This window comes from Desulfosarcina widdelii (assembly GCF_009688965.1).
In the GTDB taxonomy this organism is placed as follows: domain Bacteria; phylum Desulfobacterota; class Desulfobacteria; order Desulfobacterales; family Desulfosarcinaceae; genus Desulfosarcina; species Desulfosarcina widdelii.
On sequence record NZ_AP021875.1, the window covers coordinates 3,926,286 to 3,939,599 of the forward strand.

Here is a 13,314-nt window from a genome sequence, read left to right on the forward strand (position 1 = left end):
TCCAACAGAGAATGCCGGCAAACGACAGTTTCCAACTGGATAACCCCTCACCGTCATCAATTGACGATGCGCTGAAACCGTTTGTCCAACTCCTTGACGGTCCACTGGATCCAGATGGGCCTTCCATGGGGGCAGTGGGAAGGGTTTTCGCAGGCATCCAGCTGTTCGAGCATGGTCTTGATCTGCTCCCCGCTGAGTTGCTGGTGGGCGCGGATGGCATTGTGGCAGGCCATGACCATAAGGCAGCCGTCCAGAATGGATTTCATGTCCACCGATACGCCGATTTCGGCCGTTTTTTCGACCAGCCGGGTAATCAGGGCGGGAATCTCGCTGCTGTCCAGCAACGTGGGGAGAGCCTTGACCACGAAGGTATTGCCGCCAAACGGTTCGATTTCCAGCCCGTAGCGGTCCAACTCCGGGACTATTTTATTCAGGATTTGGGCTTCACGGAATCCCAGATCGACGGTTTCGGGCAGCAGTAGCCGCTGGGATGCGGGCCTTCGCTCGGCAGCCTGGCGTTTGAGCTGTTCGAAAACGATGCGTTCGTGGGCCGCATGCTGGTCGATCAACAGCAGGCCCTGGTCGGATTCGCAAATAATATAGGTACTTTTGACCTGGCCGATAACCGTCAGACCGGAAAAAAACGGTCGGGTCCACAAAGATTCCTGCCGGGCCGGCTGACTCGGAGGTGGTGCCGGATGGGCGGGTCTTTCACCGGCGGATGGCTGCGTTTCCGGCCTCTCATCAGCAGGTTCCCACCCGCCGTCGCCGGGCGGCGTCGTTTGGGCCGGCTCTCGAAAGACAGGCGGCTTCTCTTTGGCCCCCGACTGCGGCGCGGTGCGGTATTCGCTCCGGGGCTCCGCCACGGCATTTTGCCTTTCGACGGCAAAAGAATCGGCCGCCGCGGGAGCCCGTCGCCGGGTGGGATCGGATTGGCGCAAAGTTTCGGCGACGGCGCCCCGGACGGTGTCATGGACGCTTTTCTGCCGGATGAATCGAACTTCGTGCTTGGTGGGGTGAACGTTGACGTCCACCTGATCGAAAGGCACCGTTAAAAACAGCACGGCCACCGGATACTGCCCCTTCATCAGCCGGCCGCTGTATCCGGCGAAAAGCGCGTGCTGGACAACCCGATCCTTGATCCAGCGACCGTTGACGAACAGGTAGATCCCCCGGGCCGTGGAGCGGTTCATCCGGGCCGCGGCAATCCACCCGCCGATCCGGACGTCTTCGGTTTCACATTCTACTGGATAAAGGTCTTTCCTGACCCCGCTGCCCAACACATCGGCCACGCGATCGACGGGCGTAGCGGCGGCTGCCCAGCTTTTCACCGTGCGGTTGTTGTGGTCCAGCCGGAATTGGACGGACGGACGGCACAGGGCCATGCTGGCGATGGTGTCGGCGATGTGACCCATCTCTGTGTTGACGCTTTTCAGGAACTTGCGCCGGGCAGGCGTGTTGTAGAAAAGACTGGCGACACTGACCATGGTACCGGCCGGCGCGCCGGCATCGGATACGCTGTTGATGCGCCCCCCGGCCACCTCGATTTGGGTGCCCGCATCGGCCTCTTTCTCCCGGGTGATCAGGGTAAAACGGGAAACCGAGGCGATGCTGGGAAGGGCCTCTCCCCGAAAGCCCAAGGTCCGGATGGAAAACAGATCCGGTTCGCGTAAGATCTTGCTAGTGGCGTACCGCTCCAGGCAGAGCAGGGCATCGTCGCGGCCCATCCCATCTCCGTTGTCCGACACACGGATGCGTTTGCGCCCGCCCTGTTCGATCTCCACCAGGATGCGGCTGCTGCCGGCGTCGATGGCGTTTTCCACCAACTCCTTGACCACCGAAGCCGGCCGCTCCACCACTTCCCCGGCCGCGATCTTGTTGGACAGATTTTCCGGAAGGACCCGTATTTTAGACATGTGATTATCCAAAAATCAGAAAAGGAGATTAAAATCAACCTCCAGACGGCTTCGTAAGAAGGCCGAGATCAAGGCTTGCGAGTCCCGAGGAATGCGGCGTACATAAAGGTACGCCGCAGTGACGAGGGGCGAAGCGTAACGCGGATATCGGCCTTCTTACGGAGACGTCTCTTTAAAACTGCGCGCCAGATACTCCGCCTCCATAGGATTCAGGTTGAATTTAAGGCAGGCCGCCTCCAGAAGCTGCTGATGCGTCCGGGTCGAACCGGCCTTTTTCTCTTCGGAAATCCATTGAACGGCTTTTCTCAGGCTTTCGCCCTCGGGCTGTATGGTGGTCATGGGAGACTTACTCCAGATTGGGTTTGCGGGTATTGATGGAAAGCGCTGACTCCAGCTGCCGGGCAATCTTGAACAGGGCGGCTTCATTGAAATGCCTGCCCATGATCTGCAAACCGATGGGCATGCCGTCGTCGGAGAAGCCGCAGGGCACCGAAATCCCAGGAATGCCGGCCAGGTTGGCGGAAAGGGTGAAAACGTCCGACAGATACATGGCCAGCGGATCGTCGAGGGTTTCGCCGATGCCGTAAGCCGGGGTCGGGGCCACCGGGGAAACGACGGCGTCGCAGGACGCGAAAGCGGTTTCGAAATCGTTTTTGATTAGGGTTCGCACCTGGGAGGCCTTGCCGTAATAGGCATCGTAATAGCCGGCGGAAAGGGCATAGGTGCCCAGGATGATCCGCCGCTGCACTTCCGGACCGAATCCCTGAGAACGCGTGCTGCGGTACATTTGCAACAGATCGGTCTGCGCTTTGTCCCGGAAGCCGTATTTGACGCCGTCGTAGCGGGCCAGGTTGGAGCTGGCTTCACTGGGAGCGATTACGTAGTAAGCGGCCACGGCATGGTCGGTATGGGGCAGGGAGACTTCAATGCAGCGGGCGCCCAGCGATTCGATGGTTTTCACCGCCTGCTCCACGGCCGCTCCCACCTGGGGATCCAGTCCCTGAGCCGAGGTGTATTCTTTGGGGATGCCGATGGTCACTTCGCCGAGGCCGTCGCCATCGATGTCGGCAAACGCCGGTACCGGTTCGGGGACCGAGGTGGAATCTTTGGGGTCGTGACCGGCGATGGCGTCCAGCATGATGGCGCAGTCCGTCACGGTCTTGCCCAGCGGGCCAATCTGATCCAACGAAGAGGCAAACGCCACCAGACCGAAACGGGAGACCCGGCCGTAGGTAGGCTTGATCCCCGCCACCCCGCAGTGCGAGGCCGGCTGGCGTATGGAGCCGCCGGTATCGGATCCCAGCGCCCCCAGACACATATCCGCCGCAACGGCTGCCGCAGAGCCGCCGCTGGAGCCGCCGGGGATGCGGTCCAGATTCCAGGGATTGCGGGTGACCTGGAAACCGGAGTGTTCGGTAGTGGAGCCCATGGCAAACTCGTCCATGTTCAACTTGCCCACGATCACCGCCCCGGCCGCTTTCAACCTGGTAACCACGGTGGCATCGTATGGCGGAATGAAATTCTCCAGAATTTTCGAGGCGCAGGTGGTACGCAGCCCCTTAGTGCACATCAGATCCTTGATGCCTAAAGGAATTCCGGTTAGCGGCCCACCGTCGCCCCCGGCCAGGCGCCGGTCCGCGGCGGCAGCCTGTTCCATGGCACCTTCCCGGTCCAGGGTCAAAAACGCACCGACTTTTCCGTCCACCGCCTCGATACGCTCGAAAACGGCGCGGGTCAGTTCAACGGAAGAGATCTCTTTTTTCTGCAACAGGTCGCTGGCCTGTTCGATGGTCAATTCATGCAGTTTCATGGCGTGGGTTCCTTGCAGGGCCGCGGCCCAGCGCAGCCTCGAACGGGCAAAATGGGTGCCGCTCAAATAATTTTGGGCACGATAAAGGCACTGTCGTCTTTTTCCGGGGCGTTGGCCAGGGCATCTTCGGGGGCCAGTTGCTCTTTTTCCTCATCTTCCCGGAATGCGTTGGTCAGCGTAATCGCGTGGGAGGTACCGGTCACACCACCGGTATCCACTTTTTTCAGGGTGTCCACATATTCGAGAATAGTGCCGATCTGTCCGGCAAACCGTTCGATATCGGCCTCGTCGACATCCAGGCGGGCCAGTTGGGCCACATGCAGGACTTCCTCTTTGGTGATTTTCATAGAAGCGATCCTTTATTGATTTTTAACGGACTCGTAAAAACGCCGATATCGGCGTTACGCTTCATCCTTCGTCACTGCGACGTACCATAAGTACGACTCATTCCTCAGGATTCGCAAGCCTTGATCTCGGCCTTTTTACGAGCCCGTCGGAAATGCGACTTTTTGCGAGTCCATCATTTTTTGACCAGCATGGGTTTTTTCCCGTCCCGGGTCAGCCGCTCGATGTCGGCGGCCGCCTGCTCACGGGTTGCGTAGCTGCCCACGCGCACCCGGAACCAGAGGCCTTTGCCGGGAATGACGCTTCTGGCCAGAAAGGCAGGATACCCGTCCTTTTTAAGATTTGCAACGATCTGCTCGGCGGCCGCGCCGTCTTTCAGGGATGCCACCTGAAGCGTCAACGTACCCGTGGCCGTTGAGGGTTCCTTCGTTTCCCGGGGTTGAACCGGCGTCGGCAATTTGACGGCACGCTCCCCCTTGGGCATCAACGTGGCCCGTTTTTTATGGGGCGGCGTTCCCGCTTTGTCAATTTCCTTAGAAACGGGAGATGGTTCCGCCGGGGTCGTTTGGGGAACCGGCATGGCCACGGCCGTGTCCGATTCTTCGGTTTTCAGGGCTTCGTAAAACTCCAGGGGTTCCTGTTCGTCTTCCCCGCGGATGGCCTTTTCGACCGCCTCCTGCTCTTTTTGCATCATGGCGTTGCGAAGATCCGCCAGCTCTTTTTGCAGCGCCTGGGTGTCGAAGGTCACCGGCGCGGTTCCACGGCCGACCAGAACGCCGAGAACGAACATCCAGGCGGCAACAAAGAAAACCAGCAGATATCGCCCCCAGGCGATGGGCTGCTTGGATTCAGCGGCCTTGGTCACAGCGGAAACCTTCCTTGACGGTTGTTCTTTATCGGTGCCTGCGGTCTTGCCATACGACCGATCATCTTAAACGAAAATACTCAAAAATAGGACTTGTGTTCAAGATCAAGGCGGGGGCGGGTTCCAATCCGCAGGCAACCTGGAGGTTGTCGAGGAATTGGAAACCGGCACCAACGCAGATATTGGGCACAAAGACATTTTTGAAATGGCTACATGGAGTCCGGAGCCGACACCCCTAACAGCCCCAACCCATTGCGAATCACCTTCTGGACAGCCGTAATCAGATAAAGCCGGGCGCGGGTCAGCTTCAGGTCGTCGGGACACAAGACCCGATGCCGATTGTAGTAGGTGTGAAAAGCGGCGGCCAGGGTCATCAGATAATAGGTGATACGATGGGGCTCCATGAACCGGCCGGCTGTTTCCACCGCCTCAGGATAACGGGCCAGGGCCTTGATCAAAGAGACATCCTCAGGCGTTTCCAGCGCAGCCAGATCGGATGGACCGAAGCCGGCCACATCCAGCCCGTCGGCCGCGGCTTTGCGGTGGATGCTGGCGATGCGCGCATGAACGTACTGAACGTAGTACACCGGGTTGTCGTTGGTCTTCTTTTTGGCCAGGTCCAGGTCGAAATCCAGAGGGCTGTCGTAATGACGGGTCAGAAAAATAAAGCGGGCCGCATCCCGACCAACCTCCTTGACCACATCGGCCAGGGTAACGAATTCACCGGCCCGGGTGGACATGGCCACCGGCTGCCCGCCCCGCAGCAGGTTGACCAACTGCACCAGCAGGACGCCGAACCGGTCGCGTTCGTACCCGCATGCTTCCACAGCGGCCTTCATGCGGGGGATGTAGCCGTGGTGGTCGGCGCCCCACACGTCAATGACCGTGTCGAAGCCGCGCTCGAACTTGTCCCGATGGTAAGTAATGTCCGAAGCGAAATAGGTCGTCTGGCCGTTGTTGCGCACCACCACCCGGTCTTTTTCGTCGCCGTAATCGCTGGTCTTGAACCACAGGGCGCCTTCTTTTTCGTAGATCAGCCCTTTTTCCTTGAAAAAATCGATGTCCGCGTCCACCTTGCCGTCATCGTAAAGGCTCTGCTCGGAAAACCAGCGGTCGAAAACGATTCCGAAGTCCACCAGGTCGGCCCGCATGCCGTCGATAATTTTTTCCGCGGCAAAACGGGCACAGGGCATGATGGCCTCGGCTTCCTCCTTTTCGAAAACGGCCTGGCCGTCCCGATCCATCAATTCCTGGGCCAGGTCCCGGATATAATCGCCCTGGTAGCAGGTTTCCGGGAAATCCACCGTCTTGCCCAGGATCTCCCGGCCCCGCAGATAGACCGAAATGCCCAGGGTCTGGATCTGGCGGCCGGAGTCGTTGATATAGTACTCCCGCTGCACGTCATAGCCGCACAGGGAAAGGATACTGGCCGTACTGTCGCCAACGGCGCCGCCGCGGCCGTGGCCCACGTGCAGCGGACCGGTGGGGTTGGAGCTGACGAATTCGATCTGGATCCGCTTGCCCTGGCCCAGGTTGCAGCGGCCGTATTGATCGTCCTGATCGTGAATGACGGTCAGAGCGGGGTGCCAGGCGGCCGGCCGGATGAAAAAGTTGATGAATCCCGGTCCGGCGATTTCTGTATGGTCGAGGATGTCCTGGCTGTCGTCCAGGTATTCGATCAGCGCCTCGGCGATCTTGCGCGGGGCCATCCGCTGGATTTTGGCCATCTGCATGGCCATGTTGGTGGACAGGTCGCCATGGCTGTCGGCCTTGGGTTCTTCCAGCACCACCTCGCAAAACTCGGATGAAGGCAGCACGCCATTGGCGTGGGCGGCGGATGCGGCCGCCAGGATCATTTGCCGTAATTTTTCTTTCATGGGGTCTTCCTGAGCGTCGATGGCCGGCGGCAACAAGCACTTCTGCCTGCCGACGGGCACGCGTTTTTGGATAAATTTTGATTCATAGAGAGTTTTCCGACCCAAGTCAAGAAGGTTCCAATTGGGGTTTTTCCTTGCATCCGGGCATATTCCAACGTAAAAAAACCGGACTGCTGGAAGTGCCTGGATTCTGGAAAAGTTAAGAAAGTTTTGTGCCGCAATGAATGTGAGTATCTGTAAACAGCAGCGTAAGCTGGCCGTCGATATCGATGCCGTGTGCCGTTTGATTACCGCCACCCAATTGCCGTCCGGGGAAATTCCCTGGTCCAGGGGGGACAAAACCGATCCCTGGGATCATGTCGAAGCGGCCATGGGCCTGGTGATCGGCGGTTGTCTGGAAGCGGCCCGCCAGGCCTTTTTCTGGCTGCGTGCCAACCAGTTGGCCGACGGAAGCTGGTATGCCGCCTACCGCAGCGGCGCTGCGGAAGATCGCACCCGGGAAACCAACATGAGCGCCTACATCGCCGTAGGCGTCTTTCATTACTGGCTGATCACCAGGGACCGTGTTTTTCTGGAATCCATGTGGGAGACCGTCCGGCGGGCCGTCGATTTTGCCGTCAGCCACCAGAGCGCCCATGGTGAAATTTATTGGGCCGTCAGCCCCCAAGGCCAGGTGGATCGCATGGCCCTGCTCACCGGCTCCAGCTCCATCTTCATGAGCCTGAAATGCGCCATTGCCATTGCCGCCGAACTGGGCATGGCGACCCTGCCCTGGGCCGAGGCCCTGGACCGTCTCGGCGATGCAATCCGCAACCGACCCGCCCTGTTCAACATGACCAAATCCCGTTTTTCCATGGACTGGTTTTATCCGGTCCTCTGCGGAGCGGTTACCGGAGAGGCCGCCGGCCGGCGCATCGAGCGGCAGTGGAAGAAATTCGTCGTCGAGGGACTGGGCGTCCGCTGCGTTTCCGACCGCCCCTGGGTGACGATTGCGGAAAGCTCCGAACTGGTGCTGGCCTTGGCCGCAATGGGCGATATGGAAAAGGCCCACATCGTTTTCAGCTGGCTGTCGGAGCACGTGTTCGACGACGGCTCCTTCTGGTGCGGGTTTACCTTTCCGGACATGACCCGCTGGCCCGAAGAGAAGATCGCCTGGACCAATGCGGTTGTGCTCATGGCCGCCGACGCCTTGTTCAACTTGACGCCCGCCAGCCAGTTGTTCAGCCACGCCTGGTGGGCACAGGCCGGTTTGCCCGGGTAATTGCCGTCAGCCGCTTTTTGGGGATGCTAAAGATGATGAACTTATAAAAAGTCCAAATTCTCATCTTTTCGTCATTCCGGCGCAGGCCGGAATCCAGTAATTTCAAATGATTCTGGATGCCGGATCGAGCCCGGCATGACGACCCTCCCACTTTTCACGGAATCGTCATGATTAAAGACCATCGCCCCTACGTCATCAAAAAAGCATATCTGAAGTTCCAAAAATTCTACGCCAACCACTTCCTGCGCCCCCAGTTGGAGACTTTGGGCAGTGGATTTACCTTCATGCGGCCCTGGCATGTGGAGCTGTTCGGCGCACCCATTGCCATCGGTAACTTCGCCACGGTCATCGCCACGCCGGACAAAAAGATCCGCCTGTCGGTGTGGCCGGACAGGCCCGGTGAAGGTCACATTACCATCGGCAACTACTGTCTGGTCTGTCCGGGGGTGCGCATTTCCAGTGCCGCGGGCATCACCGTGGGCGACAACTGCATGATCGCCAACGGGGCCTACATCACCGACTCGGACTGGCACGGCATTTACAACCGCCTCTCCTTCGGAAACGCCCAACCGGTAACCATCGAAAAAAATGCCTGGATCGGAGACAGCGCCATCATTTGCAAAGGGGTGACCATTGGCGAGAACAGCATCGTGGGCGCCGGGGCCATCGTGGTGGATTCGGTCCCGGCCAATTGCGTGGCCGCCGGCAACCCGGCCCGGGTGGTCAAGCAACTGGATCCTGCGGAGACCTTCACCACCCGCGCCGAGTTTTTCTCCGATCCGGCCCGCCTCGCCAGGGAGTTCATGGCCTGGGAACAGGCCATGCTGCAAGGCAACACCATCTTCGGCTGGCTGCGCCACCTGCTCTTTCCCGCCAAGGGGGAATGATGCCCCGCAAGACCGACGCGCCCAACCTGATCGCCGTCATCATGCCGGAAGGGGTGTTGCAGTTGGAATGGGAGCCGGCCGAAGAAGCCTTCGGCAAAAGCCGCCAGATTCTCCAGGAAGAACTGTTTCGACACTTTGAGACGGCCGGTGACAGCTGGCTGCTCAAGCTCGGTTTTACCGATAAAAAGATCCCTCTTTCCCCTTCCGTTTCTTATTGGCGGGAGCTGGCAACGCAGTTCACCCGTCAACTGATCGGCACCCCGGACCTCGAGGACCTGCGCGACAAAATCGATCTGGAATTCGCGGCGGCCGATATCGAAGGCTGGTTGGACCGTGCACCCATGATGACCGGGCTGGACTATTTAAGTGCGGACCTGCTGGTGCGGTTCTGGGACCGGCTGCATGGCGCCTGGCGATCCGCCATCCAAGGCCACGACGGAACGGTGGCCGATTTCGTCAGAAAATACAGCCCCAAGTCCCATCTGGTGGGCCGCATCTTCTTCCATATGGTGGAAAACAAGGACGCCGCCATTCCATTCGCCTTTCTGGCCACCTATTCCACCCGCCTGAACAAGCAAGGCGTCTCCAAACATGTACCGCTGAAATATGCGCTGCAGGAGTTTGCCGGCAACCGGGCCAAGCTGCTGGACCTGCTGGCCACTGTCCATGAAGCGGCCAAAACATCGACTGTTCTGGGACAGATGCTTTCCTCCGGCGGCATCTTTCAGCCCCTGGCCTGGTCGTCCGAACAGGCCTATCGCTTTTTAAAGGATATCCCCATCTTCGAAGCGGCCGGCATTCTCTGCCGGATCCCCAACTGGTGGAAAACCGGCGCCCCGCGGATCTCCCTTGATCTGCAGTTCGGCGCCCGAAAACCCTCTTTCGTGGGCATGGAGGCGCTGTTGTCGTTCAAGGCCGGATTGCTGCTGGACGGCGAACCGCTTTCCGAAGAAGAGATTCAACGGCTTTTAGACCAGTCCGAAGGGTTGGCTTTCATCAAAAACAGATGGGTGGCGGTAGACCCGGAAAAGCTTAAGACGGTTCTGGCGGCCCATGAAAAGGCCGAAAAAATGGCCATAGACGGGCTTTCATGGCTGGATGCCATGCGGCTGCAGATGAATCCGGAAAAAATGCTGGGGACAGAGGCGGCCGGGCCCGAAATCCTCTCCGTGTCCCATGGTCAATGGCTGTCCAAGGTCATGGGCCAACTGCGAGAGCCGCAGGCCATAAAAGCCCTTCGGCCGGGCAAAGCCTTCAAGGCCACCTTGCGTGACTACCAGCAGGTCGGATTGAACTGGCTCGGTTTGCTGCACTCCCTGCGTCTGGGCGCCTGCCTGGCCGACGATATGGGGCTGGGCAAAACCATCCAGGTGTTGGCTCTTTTGAATTGGATCTATGGGGCCAAAAATCGATCCGAGACGGCAAGACCGGCCAGTTTGCTGGTGATCCCCGCATCCCTTCTGTCCAACTGGATCGCGGAGATCAACCGTTTCTACCCGACCCTGAATTTTCTGGTTGCCCATCCCGGCATGCATCCCAAAGGAGAATTGGACCGGGCGGACACAAGCCTGATCGAAAAGCACGACTTCGTCATCACGACCTATGCCCTGGCGGGCCGCTACGAATTTTTAAAAAACCACGCATGGTATTACCTGATCCTGGACGAGGCCCAGGCCATCAAGAATCCGGGGACCAAACAGACCCGCACCCTCAAACAATACAACGCTCAAAACCGGTTGATTCTGACGGGAACGCCCATCGAAAACCGTCTGTCCGACCTTTGGTCCCTGTTCGATTTCATCAATCCGGGACTGCTGGGTTCGGCAGCGGAGTTCAAACGCTTTGCCAAAACCCTGGACCGGGACCGCTCCCGCTACGGCATCCTGCGCCAATTGATCCGCCCCTATATTCTCAGACGGCTGAAGACCGACAAACAGGTGATCCGGGACCTTCCGGCCAAGGTGGAGATGAAAACCTACACCGACCTGTCCGCCAAGCAGGTCGTGCTGTATAAACAACTGGTGGGCAATCTGGCGAAAAACCTTGAGGAAAAGGACGGCATGCAGCGAAAGGGGTTGATTCTGTCCGCATTGTTGAAATTCAAGCAGCTTTGCAACCATCCGGATCAGTACCTGGGCGGCAATGGCTATGGAGAAGCGGAATCCGGCAAGTTCGGCCGGCTGCGTGAAGTCTGCCGCACCATTCGCGAAAAAAGAGAGCGCGTCCTCATTTTTACCCAATTCAAGGAAATCATTGACCCGCTTTGCCTTTTTCTGGCAGAGGTTTTTCATCGTCAGGGCGTGTTTCTGCACGGGGGCGTTCCGGTAAAGAAAAGAAAAGCGGTGATCGACGAATTTCAGGGAGAAAACTATGTGCCTTTCATGGTGCTCTCCCTCAAAGCCGGAGGCGTGGGGTTGAATCTGACCCGCGCCAATCATGTGATTCATTTCGATCGCTGGTGGAATCCGGCGGTCGAAAACCAGGCCACCGACCGGGCCTTTCGCATCGGCCAGAAAAAGAAAGTGCTCGTCCACAAGTTTATCGCCAACGGCACGATCGAGGAAAAAATCGATTCGATGATCGAAGACAAACAACAGTTGTCGGCGGATGTCATTGCCGCCGGCAGAGAGGACTGGATCACGGAGATGGACAACGAGAAGGTCATGGAAATGTTCCGCTTGTCGCTGCCCGAACGATAGGACAATACCCGTTATGAGCTATTTCAGATTTCCCCGCTATGTCTCCGTCGCCGAGAAAAGGGCGCGGGCCGAGAAGAAAATCCGCCAGTTGAAAAAGAAAAACCCGAACCTTGCACCGGTCATCCTCGAAGGTCGCAGCCTGGCAAAAACCTGGTGGGGCAAGTCCTGGAACGAGAATCTCGAACGCTATGCCGATTACAGCAATCGCATCGGGCGCGGACGCAGCTACGTGCGCCACATGGCGGTCCTCGACCTTGGCATCCGGCCCGGATCGGTCAAAGCCCTGGTACAGGGATCGGCAAACAAACCCTATTCAGTCGAAATAGGGATCCAGGCCCTAAAAAAATCCAACTGGGAAAAAATCGCCGCCGCCTGTGCCGACCAGTTGGATTCGCTGCAGGATCTTCTCGACGGAAAATTCCCCCGGGATCTTTCTCACCTTTTCATGCAAAAGGGCCACGGCCTCTTCCCCACTCCCAAGGAGATCCAATTTTCGTGCAGTTGTCCGGATTGGGCTTACATGTGCAAGCATGTGGCCGCCGTGCTCTACGGTATCGGTGCCCGGTTGGACGAGGATCCGTCGCTGTTTTTCGTTCTGCGCAAGGCCAACCTGGAGGACCTGATTGCCAAAACCGTCGATGATGCCGCGGTGAAATACATCCGGCAAGCCGAAAAGAGCACCCCGCCGATGGTTGCCGAAGAGGATTTAGGTGCGGTTTTCGGCATCGATATGGATACGATGCCCGATTTCGAAAAAGCGGCGTCCGGGGCATCACCTGAACCGACGGCCAAAAAGGTGCGGCCAGCCAAGAAAGCCAAGCCCGCCAAACGGCGGATTGCGAAAAAGCCGGCTGCGGTCGACGACAAGGCCTTGATTCTGGATCTGATTAAGCGTGAGAAGAACGGCATCGGCGCACCGGGTTTGCACGCCAAAAGCGGTATCGATATCGTTAAAATCCGCAACATCCTGTTTCAGGCCTACTATAAAGGGAGCATCCGAAAGATTTCACGGGGGATTTATGCGGCCAAACAGGAACCGGTGGTCCCAGGAGACCACGGGAAGGTCGTTTTAAGCGTTATCAAGGCCGCCTCCGAAGGCATCCGGCCCCCTCAAGTTGCCGAAACGACCGGCCTTTCACCGGCTGCCGTTCGCCCGGTTATCGCCCGTCTGATGAAAACCGGAAAAATCCGGCGGATTTCCCGCGGGCTGTATGGACCGCCTGCCAAACGCCGCGGGAAGAATGCGGCCAATGCAACCGCGGCCGTTCTCGAAATCATCGAGTCCCATCCCGGCGGCATTACCGTACCTGCCCTCAAAGTCCAATCGGGTTTCGAAGAGAAAAAACTGCGCAATATTGTTTTCCGCCTGTTCAGTTCAGGAAAGGTTCGTAGGATCGGACGGGGGGTCTATAGTACCGTTCGGTAAAAGCACAAGTCTATAAAATGACTGGTACTACCGAGCCTGCTCAAATCATCATCGCATCCAGGACCTGATAACGTATCGGGAAATAGGTGTTTAGCTCTATGAGGTTCGTACCTACGCTGCTGGCAAATAACTTTTGGCAATCGCATGTTTTCGAACTTGGCCGGAACGCCATGTATCCATTTACGTATCTTGATTTTCGCGAAAAAACCGGAAGGCTTCCTGAAGGCC

General features: G+C 58.1%; 10 protein-coding genes. 4 read left to right on the forward strand and 6 right to left on the reverse strand.

Translation table 11 applies throughout. From position 1 onward, the window contains the following. Positions 1 to 56: 56 nt before the first annotated feature. From mutL to argS, 6 genes are all read right to left on the reverse strand, one after another. Positions 57 to 1,916 carry a DNA mismatch repair endonuclease MutL gene (gene mutL, locus GN111_RS18085; RefSeq protein ID WP_155305094.1) on the reverse strand — a complete coding sequence of 620 codons (1,860 nt, stop codon included), beginning with the start codon at positions 1,914 to 1,916 and terminating at the stop codon, positions 57 to 59. A gap of 156 nt (positions 1,917 to 2,072) precedes the next feature. Then, positions 2,073 to 2,255 carry a hypothetical protein gene (locus GN111_RS18090; protein WP_155305095.1) on the reverse strand — a complete coding sequence of 61 codons (183 nt, stop codon included), beginning with the start codon at positions 2,253 to 2,255 and terminating at the stop codon, positions 2,073 to 2,075. Positions 2,256 to 2,262: 7 nt separating this feature from the next. After that, positions 2,263 to 3,726, reverse strand: a complete 1,464-nt coding sequence (gene gatA, locus GN111_RS18095; RefSeq protein WP_155305096.1) for an Asp-tRNA(Asn)/Glu-tRNA(Gln) amidotransferase subunit GatA — start codon at positions 3,724 to 3,726, stop codon at positions 2,263 to 2,265. Positions 3,727 to 3,788: 62 nt separating this feature from the next. Then, complete coding sequence (gene gatC, locus GN111_RS18100; RefSeq protein ID WP_155305097.1) at positions 3,789 to 4,073, reverse strand: Asp-tRNA(Asn)/Glu-tRNA(Gln) amidotransferase subunit GatC; 285 nt, start codon at positions 4,071 to 4,073, stop codon at positions 3,789 to 3,791. A 173-nt stretch (positions 4,074 to 4,246) separates the two neighbouring features. Then, positions 4,247 to 4,936: an SPOR domain-containing protein gene (locus GN111_RS18105; RefSeq protein ID WP_155305098.1), complete on the reverse strand. Its 690-nt coding sequence runs from the start codon at positions 4,934 to 4,936 to the stop codon at positions 4,247 to 4,249. Between the two features lie 209 nt (positions 4,937 to 5,145). After that, positions 5,146 to 6,813: an arginine--tRNA ligase gene (gene argS, locus GN111_RS18110; RefSeq protein ID WP_155305099.1), complete on the reverse strand. Its 1,668-nt coding sequence runs from the start codon at positions 6,811 to 6,813 to the stop codon at positions 5,146 to 5,148. 220 nt (positions 6,814 to 7,033) lie between these two features. Here argS and GN111_RS18115 point away from each other — a divergent pair, with 220 nt between their 5' ends. The 4 genes from GN111_RS18115 to GN111_RS18130 all read left to right on the forward strand — a co-directional run bounded on the left by GN111_RS18115 (position 7,034) and on the right by GN111_RS18130 (position 13,086). Continuing rightward, positions 7,034 to 8,074, forward strand: coding sequence for a phenyltransferase domain-containing protein (locus GN111_RS18115; protein ID WP_155305100.1), 1,041 nt, complete (start codon positions 7,034 to 7,036; stop codon positions 8,072 to 8,074). Between the two features lie 167 nt (positions 8,075 to 8,241). Then, a complete protein-coding gene (locus GN111_RS18120; RefSeq protein ID WP_155305101.1) occupies positions 8,242 to 8,961 on the forward strand; it encodes an acyltransferase in 720 nt (239 codons plus the stop codon). Beyond that, the gene (locus tag GN111_RS18125) at positions 8,958 to 11,660 is read left to right on the forward strand and encodes a DEAD/DEAH box helicase (protein WP_231715486.1); all 2,703 of its coding nucleotides are present in this window, start codon (positions 8,958 to 8,960) and stop codon (positions 11,658 to 11,660) included. Before GN111_RS18120 ends, GN111_RS18125 begins: the two co-directional genes overlap by 4 nt. A gap of 13 nt (positions 11,661 to 11,673) precedes the next feature. Continuing rightward, a complete protein-coding gene (locus GN111_RS18130; protein WP_155305102.1) occupies positions 11,674 to 13,086 on the forward strand; it encodes an SWIM zinc finger family protein in 1,413 nt (470 codons plus the stop codon). The last annotated feature ends 228 nt before the right edge of the window (positions 13,087 to 13,314 follow it).

Coding starts and splice junctions, on each gene's coding strand:
- mutL (WP_155305094.1), bottom strand. CDS start 1,916: ATGTCTAAAATACGGGTCCTTCCGGAAAATCTGTCCAACAAGATCGCG.
- GN111_RS18090 (WP_155305095.1), bottom strand. CDS start 2,255: ATGACCACCATACAGCCCGAGGGCGAAAGCCTGAGAAAAGCCGTTCAA.
- gatA (WP_155305096.1), bottom strand. CDS start 3,726: ATGAAACTGCATGAATTGACCATCGAACAGGCCAGCGACCTGTTGCAG.
- gatC (WP_155305097.1), bottom strand. CDS start 4,073: ATGAAAATCACCAAAGAGGAAGTCCTGCATGTGGCCCAACTGGCCCGC.
- argS (WP_155305099.1), bottom strand. CDS start 6,813: ATGAAAGAAAAATTACGGCAAATGATCCTGGCGGCCGCATCCGCCGCC.
- GN111_RS18115 (WP_155305100.1), top strand. CDS start 7,034: ATGAATGTGAGTATCTGTAAACAGCAGCGTAAGCTGGCCGTCGATATC.
- GN111_RS18120 (WP_155305101.1), top strand. CDS start 8,242: ATGATTAAAGACCATCGCCCCTACGTCATCAAAAAAGCATATCTGAAG.
- GN111_RS18125 (WP_231715486.1), top strand. CDS start 8,958: ATGATGCCCCGCAAGACCGACGCGCCCAACCTGATCGCCGTCATCATG.
- GN111_RS18130 (WP_155305102.1), top strand. CDS start 11,674: ATGAGCTATTTCAGATTTCCCCGCTATGTCTCCGTCGCCGAGAAAAGG.